Raw genomic sequence first — 16,446 nt, 5'->3', positions numbered from 1 at the left:
TTAGCTCGAGTACGCGCTGTTCTCATGCACGTAGTCGTGCGTGAGGTCGTTGGTCCAGATGGTCGCTTCGGCGTCTCCGGCCTGCAAGTCGATCTCGACGAGCACTTCGCGTGGTTCCAGATCCACCAGGTTGCGGTCATCGCCGATGGCCCCGTTGCGGCAGATCTGGATACCGTTCATGGCAACGTTGAGCTGGTCTGCTTCGAAGATGGCATCCGTGGTTCCGACGGCGGACAACACCCGGCCCCAGTTGGGGTCCTTGCCAAAAATTGCGGCCTTGAAGAGGTTGGAGCGGGCCACCGAGCGGCCCACGATTTCCGCGTCCCGTTCGCTGGCAGCGTTGAAGGTCCGGATGGCGATGTCGTGGCTGGCACCTTCGGCGTCGCCAATGAGCTTGCGGGCCAGTTCGGCGCACACGGCGGTCACCGCTTCGGTCAACTGCTCTGCCGACGGCAGTGCTTCGGAGGCGCCGGAGGCCAACAGCACCACCGTGTCGTTCGTGGACATGCAGCCGTCCGAATCGGCCCGGTCGAACGTGACGCGTGAGGCGTCGCGAAGCACAACATCGAGCTCATTGGCCGGTACTTCGGCGTCCGTCGTCAGCACCACCAGCATGGTGGCCAGCCCCGGGGCGAGCATGCCCGCGCCCTTGGCGATCCCGCCTACTGTGTACGGTTTGCCCTCAGCGTCCTTGCCGGTGAAGACGGCTTCCTTCGAGACGCTGTCGGTGGTCATGATCGCAGTGGCTGCGGCACTGCCGCCGTCCTCGCTGAGCTCCTTGGCGGCTGCCTCGACGCCCGGAAGGATCTTGTCCATGGGCAGCTGCTCGCCGATCAGCCCGGTTGAGCACACGACGACGTCGGAAGCTGAGACTCCCAGCACTTCTGCCACTTTCTCGGCCGTGGCATGGGTGTTCTGGAAGCCCTGCGGGCCTGTGCAGGCATTGGCTCCACCGGAGTTCAGCACAACGGCGTCCACACGGCCGTCGCTGACCACTTGGCGGGACCAGTGCACGGGCGCTGCTGCCACCCGGTTGGAGGTGAAGACTGCGGCGGCGGCCTTGGAGGGGCCATCGTTGATGACGAGTGCCAGATCGGGTTTGCCGGAGGCCTTGATGCCGGCCTTGATGCCAGCGGCACGGAATCCCTTGGGGGCGGTAATGGTCACGGTGCAACTCCCTGCAGGTTCAGGCCGGCTGTTTCATCCAGGCCGAGGGCAATGTTCATGGACTGCACGGCTCCGCCGCCGGTCCCTTTGGTCAGGTTGTCGATGGCGCAAGTGACAATCACGCGGCCCGCGTGGGCATCGAACGCAAGCTGCATGACCGCGTGGTTGGACCCCTGCACCGACTTGGTGGTGGGCCACTGGCCTTCGGGCAGCAAGTGGACGAAAGGCTCGTCGTCGTAAGCATCCGCCCACGCCTGGCGAAGCTCGGCTTCGGTGACGCCGTGCCCAACCTTGGCAGTCGCCGTCGTAAGGATGCCCCGGCTCATGGGGGCGAGAGTCGGGGTGAAGGACACCGTTACAGGTTCGCCGGCGACGTTGCTGAGCCCTTGTTCGATCTCCGGCGTGTGGCGATGACCGCCACCCACGCCATAGGGGCTCATGGAACCCATGACCTCCGACCCGATCAGGTTGACCTTGGCCGCCTTGCCCGCACCCGAGGTTCCGGAGGCGGAAACAATGACGACGTCGTCCGTCAAGAGGAGGTTGTTGGCGAACCCGGGCGTCAAGGCGAGCAGGGCCGACGTCGGGTAGCAGCCGGGTACGGCGATCCGCTTGGCGCCTTTGAGCGCCTCACGCTGGCCGGGCAGTTCCGGCAGCCCGTAAGGCCAGGTGCCGGCGTGCTCGGAGCCGTAGAACTTCTCCCAGGCCGAAGCATCCTGCAAGCGGTGGTCCGCTCCGGCGTCGATGACTACAGTTCCCTCCGGCAACTGCGCTGCGATCCCGGCCGAGCTTCCGTGTGGCAGGGCCAGGAACACGACATCGTGACCGGACAGGTTTTCCACCGTGGTCTCTTCCAGGATCCGGCTGGCCAAACCATGGAGATGCGGCTGCAACTCCCCTAGTCTGGAACCGGCGTTGCTGTGCGCGGTGATCGCGCCGATGGTGACGTTGGGATGGTTCGCCAGCAGGCGCAGCACTTCTCCCCCGGCGTAGCCGCTGGCACCGGAGACGGCAACAGAAATAGTCATAACACCACTGTACAGCAAGATTATTCATGCTGCCCGATATTTATGCATGCCTAGTGTGGGCTGTCACATTTGTCAGGACATTGCGCGTATGCTTATTGGAGGGTGATCCAAACCGTGCAGTCCGAACGTCGGCTGCAGCGTTGCCCGTTAGCGATACGGGGCACACCTATGGCACCCACGTCCACCGCTGAGCGCCCCAAAGCACGCGCAATTCAGCCAAATCCCGTTGTCCAGAGCTACTCGGAGCTCCTCAAGTCCGTCAAAGCAGCAGGGCTTCTTGAACGTCGCAGCGGCTTCTACATCTGGGTCTTCGTGGCCCTCATGCTTCTCATGGCCGGAACATGGCTTGGCTTCGCCTTGATTGGCGAGTCCTGGTACCAACTGCTCATCGCGGCCGCCGTCGGCATCCTGTGCACGCAGTTGAGCTTTTTGGCCCATGAGGCCGGGCACAAGCAGATCTTCGCCTCGCGCCGGGCAAACGATTGGTCGGCCCGCCTCCTTGCCACTGGAGTGGCCGGCATCAGCTACTCCTGGTGGGAACAGAAGCACGGCGCACACCACAACCATCCCAATGTCATCTCCAAGGACCCGGACATACGGAACAACGCACTGGTCTTCCACGAAGATGCCGCGGCGGAACGAAAGGGGCGCCTGGCGTTCCTGACCAGGAAGCAGGGCTGGTTCTTCTTCCCGCTCCTGACACTGCTTGGGCTGAGCCTCCAGTTCGATTCCTTGCGCTTTGTCTTCGGGAAGCAGAACGTCCGCCACCGCTGGGTTGAGACTCCCATCCTCGTGGCGCGGCTAAGCGCCCTCCCTGTCCTGGCCTTCACTTTCCTGCCCATAGGAATGGCCTTTGCCTTCCTTGGCGTCCAAATCATGGTCTATGGCTTCTACATGGGGGCCTCGTTCGCGCCCAACCACAAGGGCATGCCCGTCCTTCCGAAAGACAGCCGCGTGGATTTCCTCAACCGTCAGATCCTGACTTCACGCAACATTTCCGGCGGACGCTTCATGGACTTCCTTCTTGGTGGCCTCAACCGCCAGGTGGAGCACCACTTGTTCCCGGATATGGCGCGGCCCCAGCTCCACAAAGCATCAGCGATTGTGCGCGAATTCTGCGCCAAGCATTCCATCCCGTACACCGAAACAACCCTGGTGCAGTCTTACGGCATCGTGGTCCGGTACCTTAATGACGTGGGCCTGGCAGCCGGCCGCGGCTTCGACTGCCCCGTAGCTTCGACGCACGGACGCTTCTAGGCGTTCGACAAGGAAGGTCCCAACCTCCCTAGGATGGATTCTGGAACCGGGCACCGGAAGGACCGCCCCGGAGTTAGGAGCCACCATGACGCACGCCATCGTTGCACAGCACGCGGGAGGACCCGAGGTCCTTGAGTACGCTTCCGTCGAAGTACCGGCACCGGGCCCCGGACAGTTGCTGATCAAAGTTGCCGCGACCGGGGTCAACTTCATCGAAACCTACCAGCGCAACGGCACCTACAAAGTGGCCTACCCCTTCACTCCCGGCGCCGAAGCAGCAGGGGTCGTGGAGGCCGTCGGTGAAGGTGTTGAAGAATTCGGCGTGGGAGACCGCGTTGCCACGGCCGAAGGGACCAGGACGTACGCGGAGTACGCCCTCGTGGAGGCGGCCAAAGCGCTTCCGGTACCCGCCGGCGTCGACGACCACACGGCAGCCGCCCTGCCACTGCAGGGCATCACAGCCCACTACTTGATGAACTCGTCTTTCCGGGTGGAGCCCGGCCACACGGTCCTGCTGCACGCCGGGGCCGGCGGCGTGGGCCTGCTGTTGACGCAGCTGCTGAAGGCACGCGGAGCCCGCGTCATCACCACCGTCTCCAGTGATGAGAAGGCCGATCTGTCCACCCTGGCAGGCGCCGATGAGGTCCTCCGCTATGAGGGATTCGCCGACAAGGTCCGCGAACTCACCGACGGCGAGGGCGTCAACGTGGTCTACGACGGCGTTGGCAAGGACACCTTTGACGAGTCCCTGAAGAGCCTGCGGATCCGTGGCGCCATGGTGCTTTTCGGCGCAGCCTCAGGACCCGTACCACCCTTTGACCCGCAGCGGCTGAACGCCGCCGGATCGCTGACCCTGACCCGCCCGACCATGGCGCACTTCGTTCAGAACGCCCAGGAACGCCGGTGGCGCTCCGCAGAAATTTTCGACGCCGCCGCCAACGGCACGCTTGCGGTCAGGGTCGGCGCCACGTACCCGTTGGCTGAGGCTGCCCAAGCCCACCGTGACCTGGAGGGCCGGCGGACCACCGGCAAAGTCCTGCTGGTGCCCTAAGATCAGCGCCCGGCTCCCCAAACTCGTGGTGACTCCCAGGCCAACAGCAGAACAAGGGACCATGACGGGAAGGAAACCACCGACACCTTTTGTTCACCTTTCTGGGAAAAGCTGACCCTGTGAGCACAGATCATCCCGTGGGGGCCGGGCAGCGGCCTGCCCTGAGTACCTATCGCCCCCAGTTGCCCGGCGGCACCGCAGCACCTGCCGAACGTACCCTCGTGGACATCCTGGAAGCCACTGCGGCGTCCTTCCCGGAATCCTCAGCCTTGGACGACGGGCACAAGTCACTGAGCTACACCGAGTTGCTTGCCTCGGTGAAGTCCTTCGCGCGCACCCTGAACGCGGCCGGACTGGGACGCGGCGCGAAAATCGGCGTCCGCATCCCGTCAGGAACCAACGAGCTCTACATCGCCATCCTGGGCATCCTCATGGCCGGAGCCGCCTACGTTCCGGTGGATGCCGACGATCCCGACGAACGGGCCCGTCTGGTCTTTGGCGAGGCGAAAGTGGCCGCGGTCATTGGTGCAGGACTGGACGTCCAGCTTGCCCAAGCTGCGCGGGAACCTGTTGCCGTGCCCGGCAAGCCCGGACTGGACGACGATTCGTGGATCATTTTCACCTCGGGCTCCACCGGCACACCGAAGGGCGTGGCCGTGAAGCATCGTTCCTCTGCCGCCTTCGTCGACGCAGAAGCACGGATTTTCCTGCAGGCCGAACCGATTGGCCCCCAGGACCGGGTGCTCGCGGGCCTGTCGGTGGCTTTTGACGCCTCCTGCGAAGAAATGTGGCTCGCCTGGCGCCACGGCGCGTGCCTTGTACCGGCTCCCCGCGCGCTGGTCCGCACCGGCATGGACCTGGGACCGTGGCTCATCAACCACGGGATTACCGTGGTGTCCACTGTGCCCACCCTTGCGGCCCTGTGGCCGGCCGAGGCGTTGGAAAACGTCCGCCTGCTCATCTTCGGCGGGGAAGCCTGCCCACCCGAGCTGGCCGAGCGGCTCGCCGTCGATGGTCGCGAAGTGTGGAACACCTACGGACCAACAGAAGCCACCGTTGTGGCTTGCGCCGCTCCCCTGGGCGGACCCGGCCCCGTCCGGATCGGTCTGCCGCTTGATGGCTGGGACCTCGCCGTCGTCGATTCCGACGGCGTCCCGGTGGAAGAAGGCGAAGTCGGCGAACTGATCATCGGCGGCGTCGGCCTCGCCCGCTACCTGGATCCGGCCAAGGACGCCGAGAAGTACGCTCCCATGCCGACGCTGGCCTGGGACCGCGCCTACCGCTCCGGGGACCTGGTCCGGTTCGAACCCGAGGGCCTGATCTTCATGGGCCGGGCCGACGAGCAGGTCAAGCTCGGTGGACGCCGAATTGAACTGGGCGAAGTTGATGCAGCATTGCAGTCCTTGCCGGGCGTGGCGGGCGCTGCCGCTGCCGTTCAGACCACGGCTGCCGGCAACCAGATCCTCGTGGGCTACTTGGCCCCCGCAGAGGGTGTGGAGCTCAACCTGGACGCTGCTCGAACGCTGCTCTCCGACAACCTGCCTGCGGCCCTGATTCCCCTGTTGACCGTGGTGGATTCGTTGCCCACCAAGACAAGCGGCAAAGTTGACCGCCACGCACTCCCCTGGCCGCTGGCGGGAGCAGGACCCGCCGAGACCGGCAATGCTCCGCTGAACCTTCCCGAGGACGCCCGCTGGATCATTGACCAGTGGGAGGCTGTCCTGGGCAGCCCCGCCGGGTCACTCGACGCCGACTTCTTCGCCCATGGTGGCGGCTCCCTCGCCGCTGCCCAGCTCGTGTCGGCTCTTCGTCTCCGCTACCCGACGATCACCGTGGCAGACATCTACGCGACACCGCGTGTCGGCGCCCTGATCGACGCCGCCCGGCAGTCATTGCCCGACGGCGGCACGCCGGGTCACGCTGCGGAGCGCACCGTCCGTCCCACGGCCCTGAAGTCGCAGATCTTCCAGATACTTATGGGAGTGCCGTTGCACATCCTGGTGGGAATGCGGTGGCTCACCTACCTCATGGCTGCCAACAATATGCTGGCCACCTTTGCCGGATTTGACGCCGCTCCCGTGGTGTCCTGGTGGTGGGTCGGGCTTTCCTGGCTGGTCTTCGTCAGCCCCTTGGGCCGAATGGCAATCTCGGTGCTGGCAGCCAGGATCCTGCTCGGAAGAATCCAACCGGGTACCTACCCCCGTTCCGGCAAAACACACCTGCGGCTGTGGCTCGCCGAACAAATCCAGGACCTTTCCGGTGCCATCGGCCTGGCCAGCGCCCCGTTCGTCCCCTACTACGCCCGGGCTTTGGGAGCCAGGATTGGAAGGGACGTGCACCTGCACTCGTTGCCGCCGGTCACAGGGCTCCTGTCCTTGGGGAACGGGGCCAACATTGAACCCGAAGTCGACCTTTCCGGTTGGTGGGTGGACGGTGATTCGGTCCACATCGGCCAAGTCCACGTCGGAGCAGGCGCGGTGGTGGGATCGCGAAGCACTCTCATGCCCGGCGCAACCATTGGCGCCGGCGCCCATGTCGAGCCCGGCTCCGCAGTTGTTGGCAAGGTGAAAGCCGGTCATCTGGTGGCAGGCTCACCAGCTCAAAGGCGGGGAAAGGCAAAGCACGACTGGCCTGAGGCAGCAGTTCGCCGTTCCGCAGTTGATCGACTGTGGCTTTTCGCCTTTGCGGCCGCCTCGGCCCTGCTGTCCCTGATCCCCTACCTCTCAGCCTTCGCGGGGGCCCTGGTGATCCTGTCCTTCATTCGAGGGCACGATTCCCTGGAAACTGCCCTCCCCCGGATTGCCCTGTCCGTGCCTTTGGCAGCGCTGGTCTGGTTCCTGGGCAACCTCCTCATGGTCCTTTTAGTGACGCGGCTCCTGGGCTTGGGCCTCAGGGAAGGGTACTACCGGGTCCGCAGCAGGGTCGGTTGGCAGGTCTGGGCAACCGAGCGGTTGCTGGATATGGCCCGTGACCTCCTCTTTCCGATTTACGCCAGCCTGTTCACGCCCCTTTGGCTCCGTTTGCTGGGTGCCAAGGTTGGCAAGAACGTGGAAGCCTCAACTGTTCTCCTGGTACCCGCAATGACCACCATTGGAGATGGTGCCTTCCTTGCCGACGACACCATGGTGGCGTCCTACGAACTTGGCGGCGGCTGGATGAAGATCGCTCCTGCCAAGATCGGCAAACGCTCGTTCCTTGGCAACTCCGGCATGACTGCCGCAGGACGCAACGTTCCCAAAAACTCCCTCGTGGCGGTGCTCTCTGCCACGCCGGCCAAGGCAAAATCCGGAACCTCGTGGCTCGGCAGTCCGCCGGTCCGGTTGCGCCGCACCGCCGTCGACGCCGATCAGAGCCGCACTTTCGAACCACCCTTCAAACTGAAGCTGGCCCGTGCCCTGTGGGAGCTGTGCCGTTTGGTCCCGGTCATCCTTACGGTGGCCATAGCCGTTGCCGTCATGGTGGTCCTGGACTGGATCGCACGCGGTTGGGGCTACTGGGTCGCGGCACTGCTTGGCGGCGTCGTCATGCTGGCGGCCGGGGCTGTGGCCGCGCTCAGTTCGGTGATCGCCAAATGGACCCTGGTGGGGACCATCCGATCCGGCGAACACCCCCTATGGAGTTCCTTCATCTGGCGCAATGAGGTGGTGGACACGTTCATTGAAATGGTGAGCGCCCCCTGGTTTGCCCGCTCGGCCGCCGGCACCCCGGCCCTGGTGTGGTGGCTCCGCGGGCTTGGCGCCAGGATCGGCCGCGGAACGTGGTGCGAGAGTTACTGGCTTCCTGAAGCCGACCTCGTGACTCTCGGCGAGAACTCCACCGTCAACCGGGGTTGCGTAGTCCAAACGCACCTGTTCCATGATCGCGTCATGAGCCTGGACACGGTGACACTCGGTAACGGTGCCACGATGGGTCCCCACGGCGTCATCCTTCCCGCGGCCAGTATCGGTGACGGCGGAACTGTTGGACCGGCGTCGTTGGTCATGCGCGGTGAGACTGTCCCCGCAGGAACGTACTGGATGGGCAACCCGGTGAGCCCGTGGGTGGGTCCGACCACAGAAGCGCCACGCCTGAAGTAGATTGGGAGCTAATGACTGCACCCATCAGCATCCCCAGTCCCGACCCCTACACCCTGGATCACGGCAGCACGAGTTACCGGGTGGATAGATACGAATTGGACCTCGACGTCAGGCTGGGCAGCAACAAGCTGATCGGCAGGGCTGTCCTGCACTGCACGGCGCTTGAGGCGACCACCCAGGTGGTGCTGGACCTCGTGGGCTTGCGGGCATCCAAAATCCAGCTGGACGGCAGGAAACTGCAGAAATTCAGCCACAGGGCCGAACATTTGGTACTCACCCCGGCGTCCCCGATCAAGCCCGGACGACAGTTCACGCTGGAGATCCGCTATGAGGGTAATCCGCAACCGCGCCGCGGACTATGGGGAGATGTGGGGTGGGAAGAACTGAACGACGGCGTGCTGGTCGCAGGCCAGCCGAACGGCGCCGCATCCTGGTTCCCCTGCAATGACCACCCGCGCTACAAGTCCACCTTCCTGATCTCCGTGACTACCGACGACAACTACCGGCCGGTCTGCAACGGCAAGCTCGTCTCCCACTCCCGCAAGTCCAGCCGGGAGACCTGGGTTTACGAGCAAGTCGAGCCGATGGCAACATACCTTGCCACTGTTCAAATCGGCCGGTACATCAAGGTTCCGCTCCGGGCAGAAGGTACCCATCACCGGGTTCCCCAGTTCGTCGCGGTCACAGCCGAGATGGCCGGGGATGCCTTGGAAGGCCTGCGACGCCAGCCGGACATGATGAAGACCTTCGAGGATTGCTTCGGTCCGTACCCGTTCACCGACTACACGTCAGTGGTCACCGAGGATGAACTGGAAATACCGTTGGAAGCCCAGACAGTCTCCATCTTCGGGCGGAACCACATGAAGGAGGCCTGGGAATCGCAGCGGCTGATCGCCCATGAGCTTTCCCATCAGTGGTTCGGGAATTCGCTGACAGTCAGCAACTGGAAAGACATTTGGCTGCACGAGGGATTCGCCTGCTACGCCGAATGGCTGTGGTCCGAAGAGTCCGGAACCATGACCGTAGCCGCTCGTGCAACTGCCGCGTGGAAAAAGCTCGACGCCGGGCCGCAGGACCTGCTGGTCGGTGACCCCGGTCCGGAGCTCATGTTCGATGACAGGGTCTACAAGCGCGGGGCCTTGGCCGTTCATGCGCTCCGGGTGGTGGCCGGGGACGAGGCTTTCTTCGCTTTCCTTCAGCACTGGACCGCTGGGAACCGGCACGGATCAGTATCCACGGAGTCCTTCATTACAGCAGCGGACGCCTTCATGCCGGGCTTCGATACGGCATCGATCCTGCGGCCGTGGCTCTACGAGGCCGCGCTGCCGACGCTGCCTCCAGCGGGTTAGCCGAGGGCCAGGGCAGCAACCAGTCCTTCCGGTTGCCCGGCAGGCAGTTCCCTTTCGGTGACATCCCGCAGGCCAGGCCGGTCCAGTACGTCCACCTCGGCGGGGTTCCGGCGCAGGCCGTCGCCGGTCATCTTCAGCCAAGCTTCCTTACGCGCCCATAAGCGCGTTCGGTGCAGAGCTTGATGTCTTGCCGGCATTGATGCCAGGAAACGCTTCTCGCTGCCTGTCAGCGCCAGGTCATCGAAGCCGTCGAATCCGGCCTTGCCTATCGCTTCAAGGTCCACTCCCAGCCGGAAGCCATCCGTTGGATGCGCGACGCCGGCCAGCAGCACCCAGCCCGACGCCCGGGAGGCGCTGACCACCAAAGGTGCGGGACCGCCGTCGAGCATGAATCCCGGCCGGCCGTGGTCCTGGCCAGGGCCACACTGCGGACAGTGGTAATCGGGCCTGAGCCGGTTGGGGTCGACGTCGAGGAGCGAGGCGGCAAAATTCGAAAGGGCCAGCCGACCCGCGACGAACTCCGCACGGTCCACCGGGTTGGCGAAGCGGAGGGCCCGCTGGTGCGCGGGGTCCCCCAGTTGCGCGGGCAGGTTCGCCTGAAGGTGCACGTCGCTGAGCCTGTGCAGCTCCAGCACCGGGATTTCCACGGATCTCCTTTCGCAGCTCCCCTACAGGCCAGGCGCCTTGACTGGGCCGTCTTCAGACTATCCTCCTGCCGTCCGGGTACAGGCGCTTGCCCATGTGCTTGGGCGTTCGGAGAACAATGGAACGGTCCTCGATCTCCACATACGGCAATCGTTCGCCCAGCTGCCGCTCCAGGGCGGCCATGTCCTCAACGCGCCGGAGCCAGACCGACAACACCAAGGAGTATTGACCTCCGGTCGTGGCGACGAGCCGTGCGACATCCAGCCTTGCCAGGCCCGCAGCGACCCCGTCAACCTTGGCCGGTGGCACCCGCAGGAAATACCAGACGCTGACCGGCCACGGCGAAAAAGTCCGCGCAATGTCCAACCGCACCACTACCCGCTGGGCTCCCAGGATGTTTGACAGCGCAGACTTGGCCCGGGCCGGGCTAATACGTAGCCACTGCGCCAGGTCGGAGACTGAAGCCCTTCCCTCGATGAGGAGAATTCGCGTCAGTTCGTCCTCCACGGAGTCGGTCACCACGGACTTGCTTGGCTGCGGCTGGGGTACAGACCGTTCCAACGCGCTGACCTCGTCGTCATGCAGGGACTTCAACCGCCAATGCTGCGCATCAGTGACGATCCGGATGATCCTGTGGGTCCGGATGCTGGTGATTCCTGCAAAGGTGGCCAGCCTTTCCAAGAGAAACGTTGTCAGCCCGGCCTCCGATGCGGACAGCACGGACAGCACCAGGTCACGGCTTCCGGCGGTCTGGTCGATGGTGATCACTTCCCGCTCACGGGCCAGATCACGGACAATCCCTGCCAACGTGGAGGGTATGCAGCTGATCTCAACGACAGCCCCGACAGAGCTGGCCCCGGCGCCTCGATAGGATGTCATCCACGCCAAGCCAGTGTCCTGAAGAACGGCCCATCGTCGAGCCAGGGTGACGGCATCCGCCCCGACAATTGAGGACAAGGCCGCCCATGGGGCGCGCGGCCGTACCTGCAGGGCGTGCAGCAACCGCAGATCGCGCTCATCGAATTCGAAGTCCCGCAAGGGTTGCCCCACCTGCCTCAGCTTCCCCGTAGTGGGGCACACCAATTATGACTCGCTGACGTCTGGCCCCCAACCCCTTGTGACCTCAGCAATGCACTATCGCGCGTCCTGAACATCGGACGGCACACACGCTGGTGGACTGCCCAAATTAACCCAGCCGGGTTACTTCACTGACGTCAGGTAGTTCGCCAAGGTCGGTGTGATGCGGGTTCCCGAATTTGAGCTGCCGCCGTTGGTGTGGATGGCCACGATGGTGTTGCTGCTGTTGTAGACTGGTGCACCGCTTTGGCCACCGTACGTATCCATTTTGTAGAAGACCTTCTCAGTCTGGGTGCTGTCGATGGTTCCGGTCATGGACCACATGGTGCCGAAAGCCTTATCGCCGGGATAGCCCCTGACCGTAGCGCTGGTTCCGTTCAGGCTGGCGGTGGTGCCTGCATAGTTCAACCAACCGGTGGTGTTGCCTACCGTGCAGTCGAGCTTGATGACGCCCCAGTCCGCATTGGTGTTTGCCGAATCGATCCAGCGCTGGTCCGTGTAGATCTTGCTGGCCCCGCAACTGCCGTAGGGGTCCGTTGACCCGTTCCGCCCGGGCGCTACCTTAACGCCCCAGGAGTAGTCCGCGGTCGAGCCGGTGCCGCCTTCATGCACGCAATGGCCAGCGGTCAACACCGTGTCAGGGGAGATAAGTGCCCCGGAGCAGATGTATCCGCCATTGAATTCGATCTGCACGATGGAGCGGTTTGGTGCAGCCGTGGTGTCGGTGATCCGAACCCTGCCATCAGCGCCGATGACTGAGTCGGTGGAAGCGCCGCCGTTCTTGGAGGGCATTGCAAGGCTGTACCTGTCGGCCAACGGGGAGGCTGCGGAGCCGGAGGTCTGCGTCTTGTCCACGGCGTGCGATACCGGTTGGAAACCGGAGTTGGCGACCGCAGGCGTCGGCTCTGACGCTACGGCTGCTCCGGTCAGCGAGGATGTCAGGGCCACAACCGCAGCTCCGACAAGCACAGCAAGCTTCTGCTTTTTCATGGGTACCTTTCAAAGAGCAGCTCTCGTGGAGCCGCGCGAGGGATGTGATACACATGTTTCACATGTGCATGACAGAACTGTCATACACATGTGAATATTCTGTCAAGATGTTGGGAGTCGAATCTCGGTAAAAGAAAACCCCGGGACCGAAGTCCCGGGGTTTTACAGGAAGGAGACTAGCGCTGGACGGCGCCGAAGCGGTCAGCCGCAACGGCCACGGCCGCGGCGCGGGCTTCGGATGCCTCGTCTGCCGTCAGCGTGCGATCGTTTGCCCTGAACCGCAGGCCGAAGGCCAAGGACTTCTTACCGTCCTCAATTCCCGGACCAACGTAGACGTCGAACAACGCAACGTCCTCGAGCAGCTCCCCGGCGCCTTCCCGGAGCGCAGACAGAACCTGGTCAGCGGGCACGTCCTGCGGAACCACCAATGCAACGTCCTGTGTCGCCACCGGGAACCCGGAGATGTGCTTGGCGACAATGACGTCGGCAGCAGCGTCGAACAACGCCTCAACGTTGACCTCGACAGCCACGGAACGGGCCGGCATGTCCTGCGAAGCCAGGAGCTTGGGGTGGAGTTCCCCGGCGTAACCAACGACATCGCCGTTGCGCAGCGCGAGCTGGGCGGCACGCCCAGGGTGGAACGCCTGGTGGCTGCCCTGGCTGACAACCAGTTCGACACCAAGGACGTCGGCGATCAGCCTCGCGACATCAACGGCGTCCGCCCAATCCCAGGCACGCGGCTTGTGCGTTGCAGCGGCCGGAGAGTCATGGCCGGTGAGGACAGCGCCGATGTGCAGCGGCTGGTGAGGGACGCCGTCGTACAGCGCATCCAGAACCTCATCGCTGGGCTTGGCGCCCAGCGGCGGGATGGACTCGGTCCCGAGCTTGTCACCTGGGAGGAAGACCGAGCCGGCCTCATAGAGCGCAAGATCGCGGAATCCGCGCGAGTGGTTCCGGCGGGCGACCTCGATAAGGCCCGGCAGGATGGAGGTACGGAGGTAACCGTGTTCCTCGCTGATCGGGTTGGCGAGCTTCAGTGCCGGGCGCGGCGCACCTTCCTCCGCCACGCCGAACGTGTCATTGGCAGCCTTCGTGACGAACGGGTAGGACAGCACCTCGGTCAGGCCGGCATCAGCCAGCGCCTGCACTACGCGACGCTTCTGCTGCTGCGTGCGGCTCAAGCCACGCCCCGGAGGAGCCACCGGCAAGGTCGCCGGAATGTTGTCATAGCCCACGAGGCGCGCAATTTCCTCGGAGAGGTCTTCCTTGGTTTCAAGGTCGTTGCGCCAGCTGGGGGCAGTGACGCGGTATCCGGTAGCGGTCTTCTCCACGACGGCTCCCAGGTCCTCCAGGGAGGTGGTGATCTGATCTTCAGTGAAGTCGATACCGATCCGCGCTGAGGCGAAACCTGCAGGCAGGTCGATGACGACGGCGTCAGGCGCGGTCCCGACGTCGGTACCGGCCTGGTCCGCTGTTCCACCGGCGAGCTCCACCAGGAGATCCACCACGCGCTGCGCGGCAATGTTGGCAACGTGCCAGTCAACGCCACGCTCGAATCGCTTGGACGCTTCGGACGGCAGCTTGTGTCGACGGCGGGAGCGGGCAATGGACACTTCATCAAAGTGCGCCGCCTCCACCAGGATGTTCGTGGTGGAATCGGACACCTCCGTGTGCGCACCGCCCATGACACCGGCAATGCCGATGGCACCGGAGTCATCGGTGATCAGCAGGTCCTCGACGTCGAGCGTACGTTCCTTGTCGTCGAGGGTAGTGATCTTCTCCCCTGCGACAGCGCGGCGGACAACGATGTCGCCCGCCAGCTTGTCGAGGTCGTAGCAGTGGTTAGGTTGACCCAGCTCCAGCATGACGTAGTTGGAGATATCCACGGGCAGCGAGATGCTCCGCACGCCCGCGAGCCGAAGGCGCGAGGACATCCACGGCGGGGTCGGACGGGACGCATCCACTCCCCGCACGGTGCGGGCAACAAAGCGGTCGCAGCCAGGCTTGCCGTAAATGGGCGCGTCATCGTTAAGCTTTACGCCGTAGCCACCCTGCAGGGAGGCAGGCGCGTTGACCTTGGACGCGGGGTCCACGAAAGACGTTCCAGTGGCATGGGCGTACTCCCGGGCAACGCCACGGATGGAGAACGCGTAGCCACGGTCCGGCGTGACGTTGATTTCAGCTGCCTGGTCATAGAGACCCAGCAGTTCCATCGCGTCGGTACCGACTTCCGGGTCAAGTCCAATGCGGGAGAGGACGAGGATGCCGTCGTGGTCATCACCGATGCCAAGCTCGCGGACAGAAGCGATCATTCCCGCGGACAAGTGTCCGTAGGTTTTGCGGGCGGAGATCTGGAAGTTGCCAGGCAGGACAGCGCCAGGCAGGGTGACTACCACCTTGTCGCCTTCAACAAAGTTATGGGCACCGCAAATAATGCCCTGCACACCCGAGGGGTCGATGCCCTTGCCGGTGAGGGTCTGCTCCTGTCCTTCCGGAACGACGCGGACCTGGCACCAGTTGATGGTCTTGCCGTTGGTCTGCGGTTCCTTGACCAGGCTCAGGACCTGGCCAACAACGATCGGCCCCTTGAGCTCGTCCGTGGGACGATGTACGTCTTCTTCTTCGAAGCCGACCTTGACCAGGTCCGCCATGACGTCTTCGGCCGTTGCGTCGGCCGGAACCTGCGCGAATTCACGCAGCCAGGAAAGTGGGATACGCACTGTTAGATCTCCATCCCAAAGTGCTCGCTGAAACGTACATCGCCTTCGATCATGTCGCGCATGTCGCCGACTTCGTTGCGGAACATGAGCGTGCGCTCAATGCCCATGCCGAAGGCAAAACCTGAATAGACGTCCGGGTCAATACCGGCCGCCCGGAGGACGTTGGGATTGACCATGCCGCAGCCACCCCATTCGATCCACCGCGGGCCACCCTTGGCGCCGGGGTGCCAGATGTCCAGCTCCGCAGACGGCTCCGTGAACGGGAAGTAGTTGGGGCGCAAGCGGATGGAAGCCTCATCTCCGAACATCTGGCGCGCGAAGTGCTCCAAGGTGCCGCGGAGGTCCGCCATGCTGAGGTTCTTGTCGATGGCCAGGCCCTCGAACTGGTGGAAGACGGGCGTGTGCGTGGCATCGAGCTCATCGGTGCGGAACACCTTGCCCGGGCACAGCACGTAGATGGGCACCTCGCGCTCCAGCATCGAACGGACCTGCACTGGAGAAGTGTGGGTGCGCATGAGCAGGTGTGCTTCAGGAGGCTCCACGAAGAACGTGTCCTGCATTTCACGTGCCGGGTGGTCCGGCTTGAAGTTCAAGGCATCGAAGTTGAACCACTCGGATTCGACTTCCGGGCCCTCGGCGATTTCCCAGCCCATGCCGACGAAGATGTCCGACACCCGGTCCTGCAGGGTGGACAGCGGGTGGCGCGCACCGGCACGACGCCGACGCGGGGCCGCGGTGACGTCAACCGTTTCCTCGATCAGGATGCGGGCGTCATTCTCTGCTTCAAGCACCTGGGTCCTGGCGGCGAGTGCCTGGTTAACCCTGCCGCGCGAGGAGCCCATGAGCTTACCGGCGGCCGCCTTGTGCTCCTTGGCCAGGCCACCGATTTCGCGGTTGGCAAGGCTCAGGGGCGACTTCTCGCCCGTGTGGGCAAGGCGGACAGCCTTTAGTTCATCAAGGGAGGAAGCTGCCCCAATAGCGGCGATGGCGTCCTCGACGGCGGCGTTGATGGCGGCCTCATCCAGCGGATTCGGGATGGCGGCGCCTGGCAAAGTGTCAGTCATCTACTGTTCTTAGCTACGAGTT

Annotated in this window: 11 protein-coding genes; 4 read left to right on the top strand and 7 right to left on the bottom strand. The window is 64.0% G+C overall.

From position 1 onward, the window contains the following. Positions 1-1,167 carry a bifunctional glutamate N-acetyltransferase/amino-acid acetyltransferase ArgJ gene (argJ, locus tag PQ627_RS16640; RefSeq protein WP_274262577.1) on the bottom strand — a complete coding sequence of 389 codons (1,167 nt, stop codon included), beginning with the start codon at positions 1,165-1,167 and terminating at the stop codon, positions 1-3. Then, positions 1,164-2,195 carry an N-acetyl-gamma-glutamyl-phosphate reductase gene (argC, locus tag PQ627_RS16635; RefSeq protein WP_274262576.1) on the bottom strand — a complete coding sequence of 344 codons (1,032 nt, stop codon included), beginning with the start codon at positions 2,193-2,195 and terminating at the stop codon, positions 1,164-1,166. The genes argJ and argC overlap by 4 nt, the downstream gene beginning before the upstream one ends. Positions 2,196-2,363: 168 nt before the next feature. On the opposite strand from argC, the gene PQ627_RS16630 reads away from it, so the two are divergent. The 4 genes from PQ627_RS16630 (at position 2,364) to PQ627_RS16615 (ending at position 9,928) form a co-directional block, all read left to right on the top strand. After that, positions 2,364-3,452, top strand: coding sequence for a fatty acid desaturase family protein (locus PQ627_RS16630; RefSeq protein ID WP_274262575.1), 1,089 nt, complete (start codon positions 2,364-2,366; stop codon positions 3,450-3,452). Positions 3,453-3,537: 85 nt separating this feature from the next. Then, on the top strand, positions 3,538-4,503 hold the full coding sequence (locus PQ627_RS16625; protein WP_274262574.1) for a quinone oxidoreductase family protein: 966 nt from the start codon (positions 3,538-3,540) through the stop codon (positions 4,501-4,503). A 119-nt stretch (positions 4,504-4,622) separates the two neighbouring features. Further along, complete coding sequence (locus PQ627_RS16620; RefSeq protein WP_274262573.1) at positions 4,623-8,579, top strand: Pls/PosA family non-ribosomal peptide synthetase; 3,957 nt, start codon at positions 4,623-4,625, stop codon at positions 8,577-8,579. Positions 8,580-8,590: 11 nt separating this feature from the next. Continuing rightward, positions 8,591-9,928 (top strand): M1 family metallopeptidase, encoded by a 1,338-nt coding sequence (locus PQ627_RS16615; protein ID WP_274262572.1) that lies wholly within the window; start codon positions 8,591-8,593, stop codon positions 9,926-9,928. Here the strand turns inward: PQ627_RS16615 and PQ627_RS16610 are convergent. The 5 genes from PQ627_RS16610 to pheS all read right to left on the bottom strand — a co-directional run bounded on the left by PQ627_RS16610 (position 9,925) and on the right by pheS (position 16,424). Beyond that, on the bottom strand, positions 9,925-10,575 hold the full coding sequence (locus tag PQ627_RS16610; protein ID WP_274262571.1) for a 4'-phosphopantetheinyl transferase family protein: 651 nt from the start codon (positions 10,573-10,575) through the stop codon (positions 9,925-9,927). The two genes, PQ627_RS16615 and PQ627_RS16610, sit on opposite strands and share 4 nt — an antisense overlap. Before the next feature lie 52 nt (positions 10,576-10,627). Then, positions 10,628-11,623: an Lrp/AsnC family transcriptional regulator gene (locus tag PQ627_RS16605; RefSeq protein ID WP_274262570.1), complete on the bottom strand. Its 996-nt coding sequence runs from the start codon at positions 11,621-11,623 to the stop codon at positions 10,628-10,630. A gap of 150 nt (positions 11,624-11,773) precedes the next feature. Then, on the bottom strand, positions 11,774-12,640 hold the full coding sequence (locus PQ627_RS16600; protein ID WP_274262569.1) for a trypsin-like serine peptidase: 867 nt from the start codon (positions 12,638-12,640) through the stop codon (positions 11,774-11,776). A gap of 176 nt (positions 12,641-12,816) precedes the next feature. Continuing rightward, positions 12,817-15,360, bottom strand: a complete 2,544-nt coding sequence (gene pheT / locus PQ627_RS16595; protein ID WP_274262568.1) for a phenylalanine--tRNA ligase subunit beta — start codon at positions 15,358-15,360, stop codon at positions 12,817-12,819. A gap of 2 nt (positions 15,361-15,362) precedes the next feature. Next, positions 15,363-16,424: a phenylalanine--tRNA ligase subunit alpha gene (pheS, locus tag PQ627_RS16590; RefSeq protein ID WP_144663073.1), complete on the bottom strand. Its 1,062-nt coding sequence runs from the start codon at positions 16,422-16,424 to the stop codon at positions 15,363-15,365. Between the last annotated feature and the right edge of the window lie 22 nt (positions 16,425-16,446).

Origin of the sequence: Paenarthrobacter sp. AB444 (genome assembly GCF_028736865.1) — a bacterium.
In the GTDB taxonomy this organism is placed as follows: domain Bacteria; phylum Actinomycetota; class Actinomycetes; order Actinomycetales; family Micrococcaceae; genus Arthrobacter; species Arthrobacter nicotinovorans_B.
The sequence above is the reverse complement of the archived record's forward strand: the minus strand, read 5'-3'. Positions and strand labels throughout refer to the sequence as shown.

Coding starts and splice junctions, on each gene's coding strand:
- argC (WP_274262576.1), bottom strand. CDS start 2,195: ATGACTATTTCTGTTGCCGTCTCCGGTGCCAGCGGCTACGCCGGGGGA.
- PQ627_RS16630 (WP_274262575.1), top strand. CDS start 2,364: ATGGCACCCACGTCCACCGCTGAGCGCCCCAAAGCACGCGCAATTCAG.
- PQ627_RS16625 (WP_274262574.1), top strand. CDS start 3,538: ATGACGCACGCCATCGTTGCACAGCACGCGGGAGGACCCGAGGTCCTT.
- PQ627_RS16615 (WP_274262572.1), top strand. CDS start 8,591: ATGACTGCACCCATCAGCATCCCCAGTCCCGACCCCTACACCCTGGAT.
- PQ627_RS16600 (WP_274262569.1), bottom strand. CDS start 12,640: ATGAAAAAGCAGAAGCTTGCTGTGCTTGTCGGAGCTGCGGTTGTGGCC.
- pheS (WP_144663073.1), bottom strand. CDS start 16,424: ATGACTGACACTTTGCCAGGCGCCGCCATCCCGAATCCGCTGGATGAG.